The sequence below is a fragment of the Moorena sp. SIO3B2 genome (assembly GCF_010692525.1).
GTDB classification, from domain to species: domain Bacteria; phylum Cyanobacteriota; class Cyanobacteriia; order Cyanobacteriales; family Coleofasciculaceae; genus Moorena; species Moorena producens.
Map to the genome: position 1 here is coordinate 33,334 of NZ_JAAHHE010000031.1, position 22,414 is coordinate 55,747.

Genomic DNA, 22,414 nt, shown 5'->3' on the forward strand with positions numbered 1-22,414 from the left:
GTAGTATTATTGCAGTTTTATTTCTTGCTATAGCAGTCCTATATGATTCGTGAAATATATTGGCCAAAGTGTTCGCGATAGCGTCGGCCTCGCCGAATCGCTAAAACCCTTGCCCAGCAATAATCCCAGATTTTGCTGATTTTACAAATGATTTAGGATTGCTATAGGAGTGGATTTTACTAACGTCTCTAACTACTTCTAAAAGAGTACCACTATGGGACAAAGACTTAATCAAATGGATTAGCTTCATAAAAAATTCACATCTGTAAGCTAATAGATAGGGATAATTTAATTGTTAAAACCAAAACCAACTTCAAAGTTTGATGCTTCGTTCTGGGGACGCCGATATCCTAAATTTCCTTGAACAAATCCAGTTGGCTCGCAACGTACCCATTGGCTTAAGGTGCTATCGTCTGCGAACTATGTGTATGCATTTTGGACGCTGGTTAAACTTAGAGCCAGAAGCAATGCGTCAGCTGGTTTTTTTGTGCTATTGCCACGGTTTAGGTAAAATTAGCATTCCCGATCATATCCTGTTCAAAACAGGACCGCTGACAGAAAAGGAGTGGACAAAAGTTAAGGAGTATCCTGAAGTTTCAGAACTGATTTGTAACCAGTATCCGCTCCTGAAGGAGTTTGCATTCTTAGTGCGTACCCACCAAGAGAGGCTGAATGGCACTGGTTATCCGGATGGGTTGCGTGGTGAGAAAATTCCTTACATTGTTCAGGTCTTTCAGCTGGTGAATGCGGCAGATGCTATCATCAGCAAGCGCCTATATCGTAACCGTAGTGACCCCCCAGGTATTCGTCCCTACTGGAAACAGGCTGTAGCAGAAATTACTAAAGAAATAAAAGTTGGTGCAAGAGATCCAGAACTCTGTGAAAAGTTTTTTCGTTTTCTTGAACTGTACTATCGAGGCGGTGGTTGAAGGCTAAAACTTGAAGTTGAAAGACTGAAGGCTTAACATTGAAGTTCAAAAGTTAAAATTTGCATAAAAAAATAGTTGACTAGTTAGTTTCACCTTTTTCTTTCTTCAGCTATCGCCGACGGGTCTTACAAAAACCCAAGCATCTCATCAATACCTGCTTTAATGGTTATAGAAATCCGCTGACTAAAGTTGTAGCAGTATGGGTAATTTTTACCTTATTTTTGAGGATTAAACGGTCACTTGTATTTATGTATAAAAGCAGTAAATTTACTCATTTTTCAATATAAATTAAGGTAAATTTTCCAAAACTTTATCCTTAATCCTTCATCTTTTATCCTTGATAAAACCCTACAAGGAAAGCCTAGGGTGAACATCCTTCATCTTGACCCAGTTTCAACTGCTGCAAGTGATACACCCTAGCAGTATCAGTGAGGTTATATTGCAAAGGGGTGATGCTAATGTAGTTGTCGCGAATTGCCTGAACATCAGTAGGGATATCTTGAGGTAAGTGAATATGATCGGGTTGTTCAATATCCTCAATAACTTCACCAGCTAACCAGTAATAGATTTTACCTCGGGGATCAACTCGTTTCTCAAAATTCTCGATATAACGACGAACCCCTTGACGGGTTATAGCAATACCAGCTATGTCTGAGACCTTAACAGGTGGCACGTTGACATTGAGCAATGTTGTTTTTGGTAAAGGTTGCTCTGACAGCTGATTTAGGAGAGTTTTCGCAAATGAAGCCGCTACTTGAAACTCCTTTGAGGTGTAGGTGGCTAGACTGAAGGCAATGCTGGGAATCCCTCCGATTAACCCTTCCATAGCGGCTGAGACAGTGCCAGAGTAGAGGACATCAGTACCCAGGTTAGAACCATGGTTAATCCCAGAAAGCACTAAATCTGGTGCGCTATCCATTAATGCCCACAAAGCCAGCTTTACACAGTCTGAAGGGGTTCCAGAACAAGACCAAGCAGTAACCTTGGGATGGAAGATGTTATCTATAACTTCAGCACGGATGGGCTCATGAAGGGTCAAACCGTGACCAGTTGCTGAGCGCTCTCGGTCAGGACATACTACGGTAACATTGTGCCCCGCTTCAGCGAGGGTGTTGGCAAGGGTACGTACACCAAGGGCGAAGATACCATCATCGTTGCTGATCAGCAATTTCATAGGATATGAGGCTACAGCTAAAGATAAAAGTCGCTGTTCGATTCTAATCTGAAATTGATATATTCTAAGACCATCTACCCCACTCACCTGACCATTTTTTCAGTAAAATGAAACAGTCCTGCATAAATGACAGGGGTTTCCGGTTCTTCTCTTACTAACCTAAAATTACTGATGACAAGCCTCAACGAGATTGAGACCCAACTAGCTACACTCAAAGAAGAAGCAACCATTGCGATCGCTTCTACTGATACCTTGGAACAATTGGAACAGTTGCGCATTAATTACCTAGGCAAGAAAGGGCAACTGTCTCAGATATTGCGGGGAATGGGTAAGTTAGCACCAGCAGACCGACCTAAGATTGGTGCGATCGCAAATGTTGTCAAAGAAACCCTCCAGCATAACCTAGAGCAGAGGCTCCAAGACCTGAAAGCAGCTGAAATTCAGGCAAAATTGCGCTCAGAAACCCTGGATGTGACTATGCCAGGGGTATATCGTCCCCAAGGTCGCATTCACCCTCTCAATAGCACCATTGATCGGGCATTAGATATTTTTGTTGGTTTAGGCTACACCATTGCTACTGGCCCAGAGATGGAGACAGATTACTATAACTTTGAGGCCCTTAATACTCCCCCTGACCATCCGGCGCGGGATATGCAAGATACCTTCTACTTGCCGGATGGTAATTTGCTGCGTACCCATACCTCTTCGGTACAGATTCGCTACATGGAAAACCATGAGCCACCGATTCGGATTGTGGCACCTGGTCGAGTTTATCGACGGGATACGGTAGATGCTACCCACTCGGCAGTGTTCCATCAGATAGAACTGTTGGCAGTGGATGAAGGGATAACCTTTACCGACCTCAAAGGTACCCTTAGGGAATTTTTGGAGGCAATGTTTGGGGAAGAGTTAGAAGTGCGTTTCCGTGCCAGTTATTTTCCTTTCACTGAACCTTCAGCAGAGGTGGATGTGCAGTGGAAGGGGAAATGGTTAGAAGTGATGGGTTGCGGGATGGTTGACCCCAATGTACTCAAGGCTGTAGGCTATGATCCTGAAATTTATACAGGTTTTGCTGCTGGTTTTGGAGTAGAACGTTTTGCCATGGTGCTGCACCAGATTGATGATATTCGTCGCTTGTACAACAGTGATCTGCGCTTTTTGAAGCAGTTTTAGTGTTGATTAGCGTTACTGGTAGATTCGACGAAACTATAAATTATTAATCAAAACAAACCATGACAAAGTAAACCAAACTTATCCAAAGGATAAGTTTGCTATATAGCGTTGCTTATCCTTCTGATATCGCCACGAAACTGATTCTGGGTCTTTATCCTGACTCCACTGCTTAAAATCAGGTTGATCTCTTAATTCTTGGAGTGTTGCTGGTGCTACTCCTAATCGTTGAGCTAAGTCTTGTTCACTTAGTCCTTGAAAAAATTCGCTAAGAGAATTAAATTCTGGTGAGCTCATGCCAAAACATTAAATTCCAACACATTAGAGGTTAGCTGAAAAATCAAAAATAATGCCGTACCCAAATTAAAACAGAAAAAAGCTCTCGTTATCTGCTAGATTTTACCTGTTAACTGGGTTTTTAACCAAAACTCCTGGTTCTTTCTGAATCGGTAAAGCGTCTAATACATCAGTTTGAGCGCAATACTTTAAATCTTCATGACCATTCAGCCGCAGCAGGCGTTTTCCGTGACTAGCGTGATAGAACATCTCTAGTAATTTATCTTGCCACTGGGAGTAAAGTGCGATCGCACCAATTACTTCATCATTACCAGCAATGTCATCCACTGAGTCTCCGGTTTCTTCCATAAGTCTTTGACTAATCGCCCCAGCACAAACCGTGTCTTCTAGGGAGTAGGCTCCTTCCCAACCTGACCCCACTAGCCAAATACTATCTGGTTTGTGGGTCAGTAAATACTCCACCGCTGCCACACGATTCACTAAGGCGGCGGCTAGGACTACCGGGGAATTTTGGACACGCTGTAAGGCACGGGTACCGTTGGTGGTACTGATGAATAGTCTCCTGCCCTGTACTCGCTCAGGTGTGCAAATCAAGGGCGAGTTACCCAGATCACAGCCCTCTACCATTTTACCACCCCTTTCCCCAGCTCTTAGCCGTTTGTCAGTGGGCCATTGTTCACTGATTTCCATTAACTGGTCAATATCACTGAACACTTGAACGGCTTCAGCACCAGCATTCAAAGCTGTAGCCATGGTAGTCGTGGCTCGCAGGACATCAATTGCGATCGCACAGTCTGGCAAGGTGTCTGTGGGAGTTTCTTCCGGGGTGTGGTAGATAGATAGCTTCACGGCTTGGATATAGTTGTTTTTTGGACTGCTGAAATTTTCGTTGACATAACCAGCCTCATTAATCTTGAAGATTAAACCAGTCAGCCTAATGGCATCCCAATTTATCGGGCACGACAGCCACAAATTATAGTATATTAGTTAGTCGGTTAAATCAAGGTGCCTCTTCGTTAAAGCCTGGTAATTCCCGGCAATTTCCCGGATTACAACCGCGAAGATGCAGACTCAGGATTGATTTCCTACGTTGGTTTGGTCAGGATCCCCGGGGGTGACCTCCAGCTCCCGGCTCTATCGCTAGCTACTAAGGAAAGGCAAAATGTGTGGTTAGCCTAACAAGCCATTATAACATTGTCGTTCGCGTAGCGGGACGAAGTCCGGAACACATTACCAAATTGAGATGCACTAAAAATGCCAAATTATGTATTTGTTATTGACACAAACAAACAACCACTAAACCCAATTTACCCGAAGAAAGCACGCCGGTTGTTAGACAAAGGTAAAGCTGCGGTTTTCAGGATGTATCCTTTCACGATCATCTTAAAGACTGCGATTCGGCAAAGCCGACGCTGCGCGAACGATAATCCAGTTATCTCATCTTGTCAAATAAAGATTGACCCTGGTAGTAAGGTAACTGGATTTGCCCTAGTTCAAAACAACCAAGTTATTTAGGGTATGGAATTAGAACACAGAGGAGGATTAATCAAGAAAAAACTAGAGTCTAGAAGAGCTGCAAGACGTGGAAGACGTAACCGTCATACCCGATACAGAAAGCCACGATTTCTTAACCGTAGATGTCCAGAGGGATGGCTTTCACCTAGCCTAGAGCACAGGGTGTTGACTATTGAAACTTGGGTAAAACGACTAATTAAATTTTGTCCTGTCAATGAGATTTGGGTCGAAAAAGTCAAGTTTGACACCCAAAAGATGCAAAATCCTGAAATCAATGGCACTGAGTACCAGCAAGGGGAACTAGCTGGTTATGAAGTTAGGGAGTACTTACTTGAAAAATGGGGGAGATAATGCACTTATTGTGGTAAGCAGTCCGGTAGTGATAAATAAGTAGTGATAGAATATTATATTGACCTTAAATAATGCATTTTTTTATGTAAAAATAGTAATTTTGATATCATTAATTAGTAGCTTTTATTGTTTAAATAATAAATCTTAATTAAAAAATCTTTAAAAAACTGCTAAACTTTTGTTATAAAAAACGTTATCAAGTTATCAATACACCATCGTAAGAATGAATACAGTCTCAGATTTAATAACGCGACCCAATTGCCCTTACTGCAATTGTGAGCGAACAGTGAAAAAGCGATGCAGAGGTGCGACCCGTGGCGAATTTAATTACGGGTCAAACGCACCATTACGGTCTTGGGGAGCCAGTGCGGTCTTGGGGGTTCCCCCCATGAGCAACTGGCGTGGTTTCCCCCATGAGCGACTGCATCAAGACATGGAAGCACTCATAATAAAAAGCAAAAATATCTCTGTTTCTCTTGGTGCGCATTCACGCTTTTCGGGGAACCCGACCGGGGTCGCACCGCAAAAACTGTAAGAGACAGTTTGTAAAAAATCCGACAAAAAAAACGATATCCTTGTCGATCAAAAAGAGAATCGATTACCTATTACTTGAGAAAATATATGCAAGCCGGTATTGCTCGAACAGTTGGAGTTTCAAAAACATGGCTCCAGAATTATGTTAATAAGAAATATGCGGAAACCCCCCGAAAAATAAAGGTTTCAGAAAAACCGTGCATGTAAGATGTCCATTCTCTTGGTGCGCGTTCCCTAGGTCGGGTTTCCCGACCGGGGTCGCACCGCTGAATGTGATGAAATGTGGTCTTTTGTTAAAGCGATGCAGCGCGGTCTTGGGGGTTCCCCCGGAGACGAAACCTGATTACGTTGAGCCTTTATGGTTGGTAGGTTATGCAAAAAAGGGTTAAAACTTGAGGCGCGACCCCGTAATTTAATTCTTCAAGCGGAAAGCGCGCCTCCATTGATTAAGGCGAGCCTGTCTTACGGTAACTTCAAACCATGAGCGACTGCATCAAGACAAAAAAAGATAATAAACAATGGATTTGGTTGGCCATTGGCCGTTGGCCACGCTACGCGAACGATGGCCGTTGGCCACGCTACGCGAACAAGAAACTAAAGAAATTGTTGGATTTTATCTTGGAGATCGTAGTCGAGAATCAGCAATCAAGGATGTTTGTCTAGAATTAGTAACCGAATTAATGAAATTAAATCCTAATAAGCGAAAGTATTATCAACGAGGTCTAAGGGCTAGATTACTTATAGAGTCTGCGTTTTAGCTTATTTCGTCGCCCCCTCAGCTATTAACGATGCAGGTTGGTATCAGTTTAGGAAATGGTTAGAGCATTTTGGCAAGAAGTTTGGTAGAGTCACGGTTGCAGTGAATCCTGCCTATACGAGTCAAAATTGCTCAGAATGCGGCGAGGTAGTCAAGAAGTCGCTATCAACTAGGACTCACGTCTGCAAATGTGGTTGTAAATTAGACCGAGACCACAACGCCGCAGTCAACATCCTGAAAAAAGCCTTGGGTACGGTGGGGCACACCGGAACCTGGATCATCGATCCGAACACTTCGGGAGATTTAACCTCTACTGTTCTTGGTTCCGGCCAGGTTCAGCAAGTCGAATCGTTGAGCGAAGAATCCCCGCTTCAATAGGCGCGGGGAGTGTCAATTGACTCGCTCATTAACCGGAAAGCGGTCAAGTAACTGAGCAGCACGAATCGCATTAGCTTTTAAAGACTCTGGTAGAGGCAACACATGGGGAATTTGGGATAATATATCTAAGGTTCGACGTAAGATTCGCACCACATCCCCTTCATCTAAACTGCTATTTCCGCATAGCTCCCGCCAGGATTTGCCTAATGACCACTGTTCTATTAGACCAATTAACCTATCCTCTGACCAAACCGGTAAGGCGACATGATATCGACGCTGTAGCTGAAATACTTGACGCCGAATCCTCCTGAGGTTTCCCAATGCTTCTAGCACTTCCTCACTTGGTTTATAGTTTGTCCAACTATCCGGTCTAGGGGTTTCGGTAACTATAGCAGAGCAAGCTGCTGCCAGTTGGTGGGGGTCTAAGTCATCTAATTCTCCCGACAGCATGGCTAAAGCTAGCCACAACTCATTTTCTCCCCGAACCGAAGCAGCCACTTGCCCCAGAACAGTGGGAGTTAAGTCCTCCAAAGAGCCAGATTCCTTTAAAATTTCAATCAGGTTCAGAAATTCGTGCCAATGCTGAGCCTGGTATTCTCGGAATTTAGTTTGACGTTGGTTAATTTGCTCCTGCAAAAACAACCGTTTTTTGTGGCGTTTGATCAGTTGAGAGGGATTACCCCACTGACGAAGAGCATGGGTTTCCATTTGACCCTCTAGATCAGCAACAACACCTTGTTGCTCCCTCACTTCTGGAGCAACCCAGAGTTGAGCAATAGTGGGGACTTGGTTAGCCAAGGCTTCAGTATCTTCATTTCCGCCTTTGACTTGACCTGGCTTAATCTCAAGTCCCTCTAGAGGCTGGAGAGTTCCAATATCAAGGTATCGAAGAGTGATAATGTCAGAGGATTCACCTTGAGTTGAGCCGGTTGAGTAATCTTCCGTAGAGCCATTGGATACTTGGTCATCGGCCACTTCAGGAAAGCCATCTAACCCCATCACATCAGCAGTTGTTGCCACATACCATCGGTTAGCAGCACTTAAGCACACCAGATAGGGGAATTGACCGGAACCCTTTTGTTTAGACACTAAAACAGCTGGAACAGGAGAAGACACTGGCACATGCTTGCCCTTGAGATAGAGAATGGCTCCCGATTCCACCTGTTGTAACACTTGGGATACGGCTTTAGAAACAGATACCTCTGCTTGGTGTTGCAGGTCTTTAAGAATGCGGCGCTCTACTTTCAGGTGTTCCTTCAGTTTTTGATAGCCTTCCATTACTGCCACATCTACCGGTGCCAGTTGAAAATCAATTCTGGTCAGTTCCGCAGTCAGTTCAGTAATTGCCTGTTGTTGAGGTTTTAGGTACAAAGTAGCTAGGTACTGAGCAAAGCTGCGTTCAACTAACTCCTTGGCTTGAGGCAGAGAGTGAGTTTGCAACAAATTCAGTACCATACCATAGGTAGGGGTAAACTGACTAACTAGGGGATCAGCACCAGCAGTTGCTAGATAAGCCGCCTCCTTAGCCCCTTCAAAGGGGGTTTGCACGGTCACCACATAGCCATTGGTATCCATCCCTCGCCGTCCTGCTCGTCCAGCCATCTGCAAAAATTCAGAGGCAGTGAGTAGCCGGTGTCCTCGGTCAGTACGCTTAGATAGACTGGAAATAACCGTGGTACGAGCAGGCATATTAATTCCTGCTGCTAGGGTTTCTGTCGCAAATACCACCTTCACTAGTCCTTGTTGGAATAGTTCTTCTACTAGACCTTTCCAAGCAGGTAAAATTCCAGCATGATGGGCAGCTATACCTCGGTAGAGGGGGTCAATTTGTTTGGTTCGAGCTGCTTCTGGATTCTTAGTGATAAATTCATCAATCCGTTTCTTGAGTCGAGCTGCTTCTTGTTCATTGACCAGGGATATTGGACCCATCTCATCTACTGCCTTATCACAGCCTCGGCGGCTAAAGATAAAGTAAATAGCTGGTAACATCTCCCGTTTTTTTAGTTTGCTCACCACAGAGCTAATGCTGGGGCCCTCCGGACGTCCATGTTTGTCCTTGCTTTTAGGACGCCTGGTTTTGAGGGAGTTGTTAATCTTGGTTTGGTCGTCATTCAGCAGGGAGACAATTCCCTTGGGATGGGCAAAGTAAAACTCTAGGGGAACAGGTCGGAAGTCAGAGTAAATTAGCTGAGTGGAGCCATGAACTTGATTGAGCCAGTCGGTCAGCTGGTCAGAATTGGCAACAGTGGCAGAGAGGGCAACAATTTGGATATCTGGCGGACAATAGATAATTGATTCTTCCCAAACCGTGCCTCGTTGTCGGTCATTCATGTAGTGACATTCGTCTAGGATGACCGCCTCAACCCCTAGCATAGAGGCTCCCACTTGACCAATTGGGGTACCATAGAGCATATTACGGAAGATTTCCGTAGTCATCACTAAGACAGAAGCTTCCCGGTTGACCGAGGAATCACCGGTAACTAGACCGACTTTGTCTGCGCCAAATTTTGCCCGAAAATCCCTTAGTTTCTGGTTGGAGAGCGCTTTGAGGGGGGTGGTGTAGAAAACACGTCCCCCTTGAGACAAAGCACGATAAATGGTATATTCTCCAATCAGGGTTTTCCCAGAACCAGTCGGAGCACAGACAACTACTGACTGACTATGATTGAGAGCCTCAATTGCCTGTTTTTGGAACTCATCGAGTTCAAAGGGAAATAGGTTGTTCGGGTCAAGGTCTACTGATGAAGTAGCAATATTCACACAAGGTTTTTCCAATAAGGTATATGATCGTTAGGTGTTGCTTGTAATTACGTAGTCCATTGGTTGTATATCTTGATTGTATGTTAGTTAATTAATTGAGAGGGTGTACACCATTTTACTCAAGATACCCCTGGTGTATTTATAGGTAGTTGTTTACTATAACAAAGGGCGAGACAAACTTGAAGTGTTGTAGAACAAGGGTTTGAGGCTATTCCCAAAAACTATTCCGATCGGGGATTATCCATAGAAATCCGTATCCTACTCTACTTGTAAGTCTTCCTCCTGTTCTATCAAGATAACGTCCAAACCTTCATGACCATTGATATTCAGGGTTAGTAAACAGCTAGATAAAATGTCGCAGAGTCTACCAAAAACTCTTATTATTTGTTAGACTTAAATTAGGGTAACACCGACAGGGATTATTATGTAACTTAAATTAAAGCCGAAAACCAAGGCTTTAATAGTTGCGGTTACATCCCGGTGTTAAACTTTTTTGACATTTTTATGGCGCTCGCGGGATATTCCCGAGAGCTTTGGGAGATACCCCCTGGATGCTATGGCATCTTGCATTGGCGAGCCTTGGTCTATCTTGGTAGACTTTGGTAGCTAAAAAGTATCGGTTCAGGTATTTGTGGGGACTGTGGTTGTACCGGAACCCTGGCCACTGGACGGCTGGTACACTGGGGCTTTGCTGTGTTCGGTAGAGTTGTTGCTGACCGGGTCTCGATACTATTCCCTGGATCATCAAGAGAACGCACTACCACAGTCACAGCTGGTTCCGAGGTACCGTAGTCTGGGTGAGTTGCGATCGCACTCAAGTAATCCCCAGGCTGGACATTACTAAGACTAATCCCAAACTTCCCTTCTTGATCTGCTTCGGCTGTAGCAATCTTTTTGCTCAAGGCACCATAACCAGGGGTTTTTGGGGAAACCTGGTCTACAACATAGATATCTACCTCAGAACCAGGGTCAGCTAACCCATCCAAACTGACCTGACCATCCCGTTGAAAAAACTCTACCGCTAACCACCGAGGTGTATTCACAGCATTATTGCCAGTGTCTCGCCTACGGTTAGGAGAGTCTCGCTTGGGGTTTGGTCCATCACCCACTTGATAATGCCTTGCTCCGGTGTGGTTTCTAGTTACTAGGTCAATGCTCAGCCCTTCTAGAGCCGCAAATTGATTATCTTGGATGATATTGCGATCGCTTTCTGGATAAGCAGCAACCACCACTCCTGGTCCTGCTTGGTGAGTGATTTGGTTACCAATGACTTGATGGTCATCTCCCATCAAATATATGGCAGCCCGACGTAAACGGTGTCCATTATACTTAATTTGGTTATTCCGAATGCTGACAGCACCCATAGGTTTAAATAGGTACACAGCGCTGCCGTCGTTGCCGCAAATTAAGTTAGAGTCAATAGTGGTGTTGTCGATAGTACCATCTAGACGAATAGCATCTGGCATCCCAGCCATCCCGTTACCAACGATGATATTCTCGGTAATCGTTAGATCCCTCGCCTGCTTGGAGGTAATAATCCCGCTACCGTCGTGATAAGCAATTCGATTACGCCGGATCGTAACTCCTGTCCCGTTAAACACCCATACCCCAAAAGCTGACATGGTTGATGGCATACTCTCATCGGGGGGTATACCTAGCCAAGTGTTTTCTATAATCACCGATTGGGGAGGTTTGTCGGCAGCAAACTGACTCTTGTAAAATTTACTGTCGTAGTCGGGTGGCAGCCGATGGGAAATCAATATGTCTGCTGGTGTTGAGATGACAGTTGCTTGGTGCTCACCGTTAAATCCATATATACTTAAACCTTTTATAATAACATCATCATTAATAATTGTCAAACCTTGAAAAATTTCTACTGTTTCCGCTGGAGTAATTGCCACCAATGGAATCGGGATTTCAATCTCAGCAGTAGCTGATTGATCTCGGTTATAGCCAGGTTGGGTAGTGCCATCTACGATTACTCCAGCAGTCGCGATGGGCGGCAAGTGTTCTACCAAACGAATAGTGGTTTGCTGGCCAGGTAAATTAAACTCTATTTTTGACCGTGCTGGGGAACTTAGGGATTCTACTTGAGCTTTTTCTGTGGGACTAAGTTGGTCTAGGGTTAATGTGCCGTTGATCAGGTTAATAGCTTCCCTCAGGGTTAAGTTATTGTCTGGTTTTACTGAACCATCTTGGTTGCTATTGACGACTACTTTTAGGGGTGATGGTTTTGGTTGGGCTAGGGCTGGCTTAATCAAGGCAAAAGGCAAAAGGCAAAAGGCAAAAGGCAAAAGGCAAACGGTAACAGTATGGATGAACTCTTTTGAGTCTAGGGTTGATAATAAACTAGGTATATACTGGTTTGTTTTGATAAGTCTAGGGTTTTCTTTTTTATTAATACAACCTGAAATTAAACTAGAATAGTAAGGATTTTTTTTTGAGAGTTTGAGGTAGACTTCTGACTTTAAATCCGAAGTAATTCTATTTGGATTCATAGCTGCTTACTTTTAAGGATTAATATACTGATAAATAGTAATTTTTTACTGGTTTATGGTCTGACACCATTTATAGTTAAAGATAAACTAGATATTTCTGGTAATTAATAATAGTAAAAAACTCATTAATTGGTTGTTATACTCAAATCACCAATCATCAATTACCGGAACACACTATTTTTTTCTATTCTTATTGCTTGTGTGTTGTCGTCTTCGGATTTGTCGTTAGAAAGGGGTTTGCTGTTGTCTTCTAGCCCTTCTTCAACCACAGGTTGGTTAGTTTTCTTGGGATTGTCTTGGTTTTGGTTATCTTCAACAATGGATTCAGTTTGAGATTCCTGCTGCTGGGGTGGTGCTACCTTTTGATTGCCAAAGCCGCCAAATAGATTACCAATCAGCCCATCAAGTTTGACAGTAAGTCCTAAATACGGACCACTGGCGGAACGAGAGCCACGGAAGTCGTAGTCGTCAATATTACCAAAAGCGTATCCAGCCGCAAGGCGCAGACTCGGACTCAGGTAGTAGCCAGTTTCAATCAGGAAGCCATTTTCAAAGTAGTCTGCTGAAGGTTGAGAGATAAAGCGACCTTCACCGACTATATCCCAGTTGTAGCCTAAACGATAGGATGCTCTGAGTTGACCGAGATGAATGGTGCTATCTCCGATTAAATCATTGGATAAATAGGATTTACTATAACGCAAAGCATATTTACCGTAGAATTCCCATCGCCAGTTGGGAGCATATATCATTTCGCCGGAAAATAGATGTTCGTTATAACCACTACCACTGCCCAATAAAATCGTGTCGGGAATAGTAGCGGGATTCTGGCGAAATTCATAGCGCATTAAAGCGTTAAAGTTATCGCTCTCGGGATTGCGGTAAGCAACACCTACCCTGAGATTGATCGAATTTCCTAATCGGCTCCTAAGTCGTTGATTAGCACCATTCGCCTGTCGATAACTAAACAAAGCAGTTATAGCAGGAGACAATTTACCAGAAGCCGCACCAGTGATTACAGTGTTGTTGCCACGATTAGAAGAACGATGCTCCCATTTGAAACTGGCTTTGAAATCGGGACTGTCAGTGTATTCAAAACCGATACTGTAGCTTTCTCCACTCTCAAATCCAAGGGCAGAGGCTCCTTGACCAAAAGCGTAAGGTTGACTGAACTGATCAGCAGCAGCGTTTTCTCCAAGGAAGTTACCTAATACCCGCTCATAAGCAAGGTTTAGTCGCATGCCAGGGAAAATCGTCCAGCCGTGCTTCAATCCGATAGCGCCCTGACCGGTCATCTGATCTAATCCCCCGACAATAGAGTAACGTCCAGAGATGGTGGTATCAGAGCCAAGATTGTAATCGCCACTAACACCAAGATGGGTAATTTGCTTGCCCTCAAATTGCCCTCGGGTAAACCATTGTTGTCCGATATTGATGGTAATTCCTGGATATACTCGCCAGTCTAATCCGATCGCAGTCCGGTCTGAATACACTGAATCGGTTTCGCTGGATAGAGTTAGTTCATTGAGAGCCTGGAAAGTGAGGTTATCAGTTAAGGGCATTTTAAAACGCGATCGCAACTGATTGGATGTACGACTTCTAGAGTCATCTTTACGGTCTTCGCGATCGCGAAACACCCAGTCGAGTTGGAGGCTACCCGGACCAATACGTTGCTTAATCCCTGCAATTACAGTAGTCAGGGAATTATCCACTCGATTACCAGCCTGGGGTTCAGTACGGGGGTCGAATAAATCACCAAAGCTAGTAACAACTCGGGGGGCTATACCTCGGTTAGTTTCCCGGTCTACCTGTACCCGAAAATTAGTCGTATCAGTCAGTTTGGCCAGAAACTGAGCACCATAACGGGTTTGACCAGGAACAAAGCTAACGGTAGCGTTATTGGCAAAGCCAGTTTCAGTGGAGCGCAAATAAGCCTTACCGGAGAAACCATCACCAAATTTACCGTCTAGTTGGACGCGGTAGGCTGAACCGCTTACTAAGCCTAATTCGTCAGAATCATTGGTAGAGTGAGCGTATTCTGTGATTAATTGAACATCCTCCCCGAAGGAGAACAAAGCATCCACACCATAAAGTTCAAAGTCTCTAGCTCCCTGATTTTCCCGCAGATAGCTAGCGCCGAGCCAACTCTCTTGATTAAGTTCCCGAGAGAAGTTGTATTGAAACCGACCTGCGTAAATATTAGTATCTTCGCTATCCCCATCAAATTGATAGGTAACAACAATCCGTCGCACTAAGACTCGTCCTTCCTGATCCAAGTCAGTACGTAACATTGGTTGGTTGAACAATAAAGTGCCACGGTCATAGTCAATTTCATAGTCACTGACCCGACTGAGACGTTCTCGTTTAATTACAGTACCAGGTCGCTGTAGTTCTTCTAACTCGATGTAAACCTCTTCTGAACCAGCAACCAATAGTCGCCGGGAAAGAAAGTAAAAACCACTAGTACCATCAGGGGCAATCGTATCCCGCTGGAAGCCTTCCACGTTATTGGCGAACAATCCAGTAATTTGAAACTTACCAAAGTTGTAGTTAGTCTTGAAGCCGTGGAGTTTGCGCCTCGTGGAGGTAAATAGCTGAGAGCGTCTAGAAAACTCGTCAGTGTTGTAATCCCCCCACATCAAATAGTCCGCTTCTATTCCTACTTTTGTACCAGAGCGTTCTAGCCTCAGATAGAGATTATCTATAGAAGGAGTGGTTACATCCACTGTCGAACTATCACCGTAAACGGGATAGTCTTGTTCAGAGGATTGGTACTCGCGAAATAACCGATTACTGTCATTACAATCACAGCCTTTGTTCAAAGCATGGTCAGTATTAAATGACCCAGTGATTAACCAATTCCCAAGGCTTCCGGTGAAGAAAGCAGCGGATCGGATGTCAAATTTAGTGTCATCATCTTCATCTTCTGGTAAAAAGTCCCGAAAGCTCTTGAAAAAGTCTGTCCCTTCAGTTCCCAAACGCATATCGATCACACCGGTGATTAAACTCGGGCGCAGTGCAGTGTCAAACTGCATTTGGGTAAAGGCTTCTAAATCACTAGTAGCAGCACTAATCCGAATGGTTTTAGCGTCTAAGCCTGAGCGCAGTTCAGTAGTAAATTGCCCCTTTCGAGCTTCTACCTGAAATCCCGGGTGGTCTGGGTTTTGGTCTACACCAACGAACTCACCGTCACTGGCGTATAAGGTAACAATGGTATCGCGGTGAGAGACATTACCGAATTTATCCAATAACCGACCCTGAACCGTTGCTAGAGAACGTCCATCCGCTGGGATACGAGCCTCGCGCGTTTCCACAACCAGTTTATCGGGTGTTCCCCTTACTTGTACCGGTATAGAAATTACGTTATCTGACCCATCGATAGTGGCAGTGATCGTGTTTTCCCCTTCCCTAAGGACAATACCATACCAAGTCCGAGTTATAAGATTAGTTAGTGTATCTGTTTCTGTGCGTCCAATGAAGGAGGGGTCTACCAGTTTGCCATTGACCCGAAGTTCCACCTCAGCTCCCAAAGCATATTGTAAAATAATACTAGTTGCTGGAATATCTAATACCTTATCCGAAGTAGGGGCAAGTACTTTTAAATAGGATGATTTGGGTTTAGAGCTAGAAGATGGAGTCGATTCTCTTCTGGGTTGTTGGCGTCTTTGTCGGCGGTTGCGTCTTCTTTGCCGTATCCAGTAGTTGGCGATTTCGAGAGTGTCTTGGTACTCTTCTCCCAATTCTGCAAAAGCAATGGTTGGAAGTTCAACTGGTTTTAGGTCAAGGTTAAGTGATGCCCGCTGTGTCAAATCCAGGCTTAAGAGTTGTTCCTGTGTTAGGTCAAAGCTTGCTAGTTGCTCCTGTCTTAGGTTAAAGCTGATTAGTTGCTCTTGACTCGGTTCAATTACTTCTGGTGATGCTTCTATCTGCTGGATTGGTTCAGGATTAACAGTAGGATTGAAACTAACGGTTTGTTGCGATTGACCGTAGGTCACGCTACGCGAACGCACCTCCAGCTTGTCTAATTGAGCTTGATTTAAATCTAGGTTAGGTAATTCACTATTAACAGCAAACTCAGGTAAGTCTCCAACTTGGATATCAATATCAGGTGCGTAAGCAATCTCTTGATATGACTGAGTTTCTGGGTACGGTATAGTTTGTCTACCTTCAGGATTAACACGATTGAGACTAATGCTTTGCTGGGATGGCAACTCCAGATTGTCTAATTTATCGTTAGTTAAATCTAGGTTAGGGAATTGCTCACCATTAACAGTAAACTCAGGTAAGTCTCCAACTTGGATATCAATATCAGGTGCATAAGCAATGTCTTGGTCTAACTGAGTTTCTGGGTACGGTATAGTTTGTCTAGCTTCAGTATTAACACGATTGAGACTAACGGTTTGCTGCGTACGCAGTTGAAGGTTGTCTAATTTATCGTTAGTTAAATCTAGGTTAGGGAATTGCTCACCATTAACAGCAAACTCAGGTAAGTCTCCAACTTGGATATCAATATCAGGTGCGTAAGCAATCTCTTGATTTGACTGAGTTTCTGGGTACGGTATAGTTTGTCTAGCTTCAGTATTAACACGATTGAGACTAACGGTTTGCTGCGTACGCAGTTGAAGGTTGTCTAATTTATCGTTAGTTAAATCTAGGTTAGGGAATTGCTCACCATTAACAGTAAACTCAGGTAAGTCTCCAACTTGGATATCAATATCAGGTGCATAAGCAATGTCTTGGTCTAACTGAGTTTCTGGGTACGGTATAGTTTGTCTAGCTTCAGTATTAACACGATTGAGACTAACGGTTTGCTGCGTACGCAGTTGAAGGTTGTCTAATTTATCGTTACTTAAATCTAAGTTAGGTAATTCACCATTAACCGCAAACTCAGGTAAGTCTCCGACTTGGATATCGATATCAGGTGCATAAGCAATCTCTTGGTCTAACTGAGTTTCTGGAATCGGTATAGTTTGTCTAGCTTCATTATTAACCGTAGGATTGAGACTAACAGTTTGTTGCGTACGCAGTTGAAGGTGGTCTAATTGAGCGTTACTTAAATCTAAGTTAGGTAATTCACCATTAACCGCAAACTCAGGTAAGTCTCCGACTTGGATATCGATATCAGGTGCGATTGTAATTTCAGTATCTGAGCTAGTTGCTGCGATCGGTATAGTTTGTCTAGCTTCAGTATTAACACGATTGAGACTAACCCTTTGCTGTTGTTTCAGGTCTAGATTAGCAAGTAGAGCTTTTGGTGAATTTAGCTGAGGTAGTTGACCAGGCAGTAGGTCAAAACTAGGTAGCCGACTTGTACTCAAGTCCACTACAGGTGCAAGGGCGATGTCTGAGGATGGCTCTGTCTGTTGGATTGGTGAGGGAGTCAGAGTCGAGTTGAAACTAACGATAGGTTCTCGTTTCAAGTTCAGTCTAGGGACTTGATCTGACCTCACATCAAACCTAGGAAATTGTCCATCGTTGATGTTAAAACTGGAAGACTGTCTCAGAGCAATTGTTGTTGATTGCTCATTTTGGTTTAGGGAGGGAACCAGACCGGGATTGAAGCTGAGGATCGGTTCTTGTTTGAGATCAAGGCTAGGTAGTTGACTTGGCTTCAGGTCAATGACTGGTAATTTATCCTCTGCTGCTTGGGTTGATTCAGCTTCAGCGATCGCAGGATACAGCACCATGGTGACGCTACCAGCGATCGCTCCCATTAGCTGTAGTTTACAAGATGTGTTATAATTGTTAGTTAATTTCATTGCTGATCCTCTTCGTTGAAGGTCGGAGTGACTGCAAAGTTCATGCGTGCCATACCACCAGGTTCTAAACGCACGAGTCGGGATTGGCTGTTGCCCTCATTGAAATGGGTATTGGGAGCTAGGGTGTAACCTGGAAGGCTAGTCAGGTCTAAAGCTCCAGTGTGGTATCCCGGTAGAACGTTCTTAACCGAGAACAGACCATTGGCATCAGTGGTAATTCGGTTACCGTTTTCCATAAAGATCACCGCATTAGGAACGCCCGGTTCTCCTGGTTGCTGATGACCATCAAAGTTTTTGTCTACAAATACTCGACCTAGTAAAGTGCCGCAATCGGAAATAATGCCGGGATCAATTCGTACTCGATGAACCACTGGACCATCTTTGATATCCCAGCCGTTGTCATCCCGTTCCGCAGCAACAATTGCTGAGTTCTCCCCGTCACCCCGGATGCCATCTGGGGTGACTTGCACCCCATAAGCAATGTTCAATACTCCACCTTCTGGAATTGGCTCTGCTACCCTGAAAGTAATTCTTGCCCCATCTCGTGTGGTTTCAATCTCCATTGATTCTTGCTGTAACTCGCCCCGGACAGAATCTTCAACCAATGTGAATCCTAGGGGTAAGTCGTCAGTCACTACAATGTCAACCACAGCACTACGGGCTAGATTGCGCAAAGAGAGGCGGTAGATGATAGTATCTCCTGGTTCAGCGGTAGCTCGGTCTGCGCTCTTGGTAATCCGAATCGATTCAAGGTCACAAATACCCGTATCTACATTCAACAATCCCAAAACCAGACCTTCCCGTTTGGCATTCCGAATCAGGAATTCACCCTGTACCTCTGTGGGATTGGCATCCGTAGTAATCGGTAGACCATCTAAAGACGTAGCAGTATAGGAAACTATACCTTGGGCTTCATCAACATTATTGATGGTCAAGCGAATGCGCCGTTGTAGGAAGTTGCTATTATCGGGTGGATTAACCACCAAAATGTAGCTTCGACCTTGCTCTAACTGACCTCGGTCTCGATCAAACAGAAAGCTGTATCTACCTCGGTTTTCATTGTCGTCATTGTTAAGGAAAAAGGGATTGGCATTGGTAGTATTAGGTTCAATCCCTTCCGGAATGGTGTTATTGGGGTCATCGGGAACTTCAGTGGTGGTCAGTTCTACAGCACTCAAGAATCCTGTGGGGTCATTGGGGTCTGGTTCAAATAAGCCAACGCTAAATCCGGTATAGTCATCCAACAGTTCATTGTTACAACCCCGGATTTCTCCAAACGGGTCAATCAGTTCCAACCTGGGGTCAGGTGTAGGAGCTATAGTAGCTATGGTCTGTTGTGCTGTTTCTTGGGAGGTATTGTCTTGACCACAATTACTGCTAAACCCTAAGGCTATAGTTTGCTGATCATTGTCTTCAGCAGCAGCGTTAAGTGCCACTTGCACATTCAGCACCACCTCCTGCCCAGGCTCGATTTTCAGTGTTTCCGGGGTTTCCTCCAAACCCTCAACAGTAACATTGCCAATCGAAGCTGAACCGACTAAGCCACTTTGAGCAATAACGCTGGCTTGGGGAGTTTGTATCTCAATCGCTGCATCTCCGGTGTTAAGCAAGGCATAACGGAAACTCACAATATCTCCCGATTGCACCCGCGACCCTTGACCAGACTGAATGTTTACTAGGTCTTGCTCAAGAGAGTCTTTAGCTTGGATCAGGAGTTGTTGTTGTTCAGGGATAGCATTGAGCGCTTCATCAAATGCTTGCTGGCGAATATCGGTAAAAGTAGTACTACTCAAGTCAGTTGGGATTAAACCAGCTGCGGTATTTTGGGCAGTTGTGGCATCGGCTTCAGCAATACCAATGGATTCTAAGCCCTGTTGAGCTAGTCCAGTAAAGACTAGAGCCATGACTTGATCGGCCTGACTATTCTCCCCATTTAAGACGGCAGCTTTATTCGGTATTGCTTCCTCAATAGCGGTTTTGGCAGCAGTGATGACTTGATCAGCGGTAGTGTCAGTGGATGAATTAGCAAAACTCATTACTGCTTTGATACTGGCATTGCTAGCTTCCTCTGAAGTAAAGCCCAAGGTTACTAGTTCATCCTCCAGGGCATCAGTCATAGCACCTAAGCCAAACACCAACTGGCCTTCCCCATCTTTAATCCCCTGAGATACCAGATTGAGAGTTCCTTGTTTAGAGGTTTCACTCTTAACTTTGCTAGAAGTACCAGTAATGAATAACTCACTAGGTCGAGAGAATCTTCCCCTTGGACCACGAGGCATTTGGTACCGATAAGTGACTTGATTGATCACAGTTGCTCCTACTGTTTCAGGAGCTGTACACTGTAGCGGTGTCTTACCGGTTGTTGCTGAAATTTCTGCTGGCTGAGTTTGCGACAGTACTGGTGGAGATGTTGGTAAGACACCTCCTATCAAAACTGTTGCTAGCAGCTTTGGTAAACGTTTTTTCCAGTCAGGGGTTGATTTGCACATTTTGATAGTAAATCACTGGATATTTTTGTTGATTGAAATTGGGTGTTTTTATAAAAATTAAAATTTAGGTTTTATAAGTTTTATAAAAATTAAGCAAAATTATAAAAATCAGGCAAAAATAATCAAAAAATAGCGCGGGTTGCGCTGATTTTTTTAGGCAGTACTTATGCTGGCTTTTTTTTAAAAAAATAGAATTATTCTGCTCTAGGCTTTAGGTTTTAGGCTGTAGTCTTCTGATTATGAAGCGAACCGGCTACAGCAACGAGGCTGTAAACTGCTTTAATTTTACATAATACTTAACGCCTAATACCCAACGCCTAATACTTATAATTAAATTATTTATGGTTATGAATTTATTACTACGGAGTTTTATTTAGCCAGATAAAAACTGTTACAACTGAATGAGTAATAGTGACTACTAAATAAATTATTTAATTACCTGTAATTATGTTCTAAAAATAACAAAATTATAAGCTTAAGTGATTAGTCATTAGTTAGGATTTTTAGTAAGCTATCAGCGATCAGCTTTGGGCCTGTGGCCAACAGCTGACGGCACCTCAAGTAGCGTGAGCTTTTAGCTCACGGCTGACCACCGACCGCTGACCGCTGACCGAACCTCAAGTAGCACCATCTGTAGCGCATATGCTGACGATTTATGAGTCCTGATTTATAAGTTATTTGTAATTAACAAGATTTTATTGGTATTTACAAATGACTTCTAAGTACTAACTAGCAACTAATCACTAATCACTAATCACTAATCACTAATCACTAATCACTAATCACTAATTACTAGCGAACATTCACATCATAAGATGCTTCTAAAACTGCTTTGGGATCGAGAGCTTCTGGAAACTCAAAGCGAACGTGAGTGTAAGCTGAAGCAGGGGCAGGTCTAGTTTCTACCGTGCCATCTTCAAGGGTGACTTCAATAGTAGGTTGTTCTATAAAAGTCTCTCCATTATCAATGCTGTAAGTTATCGTTGCTCCATTGCTGTTGCTAGCAGAATCAAGAATATACATGGTAGCGCGAGGAATAGGTTGGGTAACCATCAGATTGTCAGCTTCCACTTCCCCAGCATTTTCACCTTTGACAGTGTAACGAAGGGTATCTCCTGGTTTGACAACGGCTTTGTTCTCTAGGGCTTGCCAAGTAATATTTTCTTTACCTTCACTATCAACTTCTACTATCTTCTTCTGAGCCACTAATTTCAACTGCACTTTCGGGCGCATGATGTTTTGGACAATCACTTCCCCAGCTTCCTGTAAACCAGCTAATACAGGAGTCTTACCTACAAAAGGGACAGCAACCATGAATGCGATCGCACCCAGACCTAGAATTGATGAACGTTTCATTTGCAATAAACCTCTTGAGAATTACAACAATTTTATAGAACGCTGAAGCTTGAAGACTGAAGTATGGGGGCTGAAGTATGAAGGCTGAAGTATGGAGGCTGAAGTATGAAGGCTGAAGTATGAAGGCTGTTGGCCGGATAGCGTTCCGGTAGGGTAGCCTGAAATGACTTGATTAGTGGCTCACTAAAGATTGACTCAAAACGTGGTCAACAACCAGGAGTTACACGTATCATGTCATAATTCCTACTTCATATAGCAGAAGTCATTTGTCAGAAGTCATTTGTCAGAAGTCAAACTCTTGCGCTTCTTGATGCAGTCGCTCATGGGGGAAACCCCCAAGACCGCTTAGGTGCGCTTTCCGTTGGCGAATTAAATTCGCCACGGGTCGCACCTCTGCATCGCTTACAAAGGGTGTGAGACTAATGTCGATGTCCTAACTGCCCTGGCGAC

The 22,414-nt window shown here is 43.9% G+C and carries 12 protein-coding genes and 2 pseudogenes; 6 read left to right on the forward strand and 8 right to left on the reverse strand.

Translation table 11 applies throughout. The annotated features are described in order from the left end of the window. Positions 1-323: 323 nt before the first annotated feature. On the forward strand, positions 324-929 hold the full coding sequence (locus tag F6K38_RS10535) for an HD-GYP domain-containing protein (RefSeq protein WP_008182469.1): 606 nt from the start codon (positions 324-326) through the stop codon (positions 927-929). A 361-nt stretch (positions 930-1,290) separates the two neighbouring features. Here F6K38_RS10535 and surE read toward each other — a convergent pair whose 3' ends face one another. Next, positions 1,291-2,103, reverse strand: coding sequence for a 5'/3'-nucleotidase SurE (gene surE, locus F6K38_RS10540; protein WP_044492659.1), 813 nt, complete (start codon positions 2,101-2,103; stop codon positions 1,291-1,293). 171 nt (positions 2,104-2,274) lie between these two features. On the opposite strand from surE, the gene pheS reads away from it, so the two are divergent. Next, a complete protein-coding gene (gene pheS / locus F6K38_RS10545; RefSeq protein ID WP_324293468.1) occupies positions 2,275-3,276 on the forward strand; it encodes a phenylalanine--tRNA ligase subunit alpha in 1,002 nt (333 codons plus the stop codon). A gap of 78 nt (positions 3,277-3,354) precedes the next feature. Here the strand turns inward: pheS and F6K38_RS10550 are convergent, their stop codons facing one another. Next, positions 3,355-3,570 carry a hypothetical protein gene (locus F6K38_RS10550; protein ID WP_008182463.1) on the reverse strand — a complete coding sequence of 72 codons (216 nt, stop codon included), beginning with the start codon at positions 3,568-3,570 and terminating at the stop codon, positions 3,355-3,357. Between the two features lie 102 nt (positions 3,571-3,672). Then, the gene (locus F6K38_RS10555) at positions 3,673-4,419 is read right to left on the reverse strand and encodes a 2-phosphosulfolactate phosphatase family protein (RefSeq protein ID WP_044492687.1); all 747 of its coding nucleotides are present in this window, start codon (positions 4,417-4,419) and stop codon (positions 3,673-3,675) included. Between the two features lie 405 nt (positions 4,420-4,824). Here F6K38_RS10555 and iscB point away from each other — a divergent pair. The 4 genes and pseudogenes from iscB to F6K38_RS10575 form a co-directional block, all read left to right on the forward strand. Then, positions 4,825-5,433: pseudogene (gene iscB, locus F6K38_RS10560) on the forward strand (RNA-guided endonuclease IscB); the annotation flags it as partial. A 289-nt stretch (positions 5,434-5,722) separates the two neighbouring features. Beyond that, entirely contained in the window at positions 5,723-5,971 is a 249-nt protein-coding gene (locus tag F6K38_RS10565) for a hypothetical protein (protein WP_154659749.1), read from the forward strand. A gap of 479 nt (positions 5,972-6,450) precedes the next feature. Next, positions 6,451-6,633, forward strand: coding sequence for a hypothetical protein (locus F6K38_RS10570; protein ID WP_008182453.1), 183 nt, complete (start codon positions 6,451-6,453; stop codon positions 6,631-6,633). Between the two features lie 115 nt (positions 6,634-6,748). After that, positions 6,749-7,105: pseudogene (locus F6K38_RS10575) on the forward strand (RNA-guided endonuclease InsQ/TnpB family protein); the annotation flags it as partial. 12 nt (positions 7,106-7,117) lie between these two features. Here F6K38_RS10575 and F6K38_RS10580 read toward each other — a convergent pair. From F6K38_RS10580 to F6K38_RS10600, 5 genes are all read right to left on the reverse strand, one after another. Continuing rightward, positions 7,118-9,865: a DEAD/DEAH box helicase gene (locus tag F6K38_RS10580; RefSeq protein WP_044492656.1), complete on the reverse strand. Its 2,748-nt coding sequence runs from the start codon at positions 9,863-9,865 to the stop codon at positions 7,118-7,120. 584 nt (positions 9,866-10,449) lie between these two features. After that, positions 10,450-12,363: a right-handed parallel beta-helix repeat-containing protein gene (locus F6K38_RS10585; RefSeq protein ID WP_287251708.1), complete on the reverse strand. Its 1,914-nt coding sequence runs from the start codon at positions 12,361-12,363 to the stop codon at positions 10,450-10,452. Between the two features lie 161 nt (positions 12,364-12,524). After that, positions 12,525-18,119 carry a hypothetical protein gene (locus F6K38_RS10590; RefSeq protein WP_287356579.1) on the reverse strand — a complete coding sequence of 1,865 codons (5,595 nt, stop codon included), beginning with the start codon at positions 18,117-18,119 and terminating at the stop codon, positions 12,525-12,527. After that, entirely contained in the window at positions 18,116-20,608 is a 2,493-nt protein-coding gene (locus F6K38_RS10595) for a DUF11 domain-containing protein (RefSeq protein WP_008182445.1), read from the reverse strand. The genes F6K38_RS10590 and F6K38_RS10595 overlap by 4 nt, the downstream gene beginning before the upstream one ends. 792 nt (positions 20,609-21,400) lie before the next feature. Further along, positions 21,401-21,964 (reverse strand): DUF11 domain-containing protein, encoded by a 564-nt coding sequence (locus tag F6K38_RS10600; RefSeq protein ID WP_044492655.1) that lies wholly within the window; start codon positions 21,962-21,964, stop codon positions 21,401-21,403. Positions 21,965-22,414: the final 450 nt, after the last annotated feature.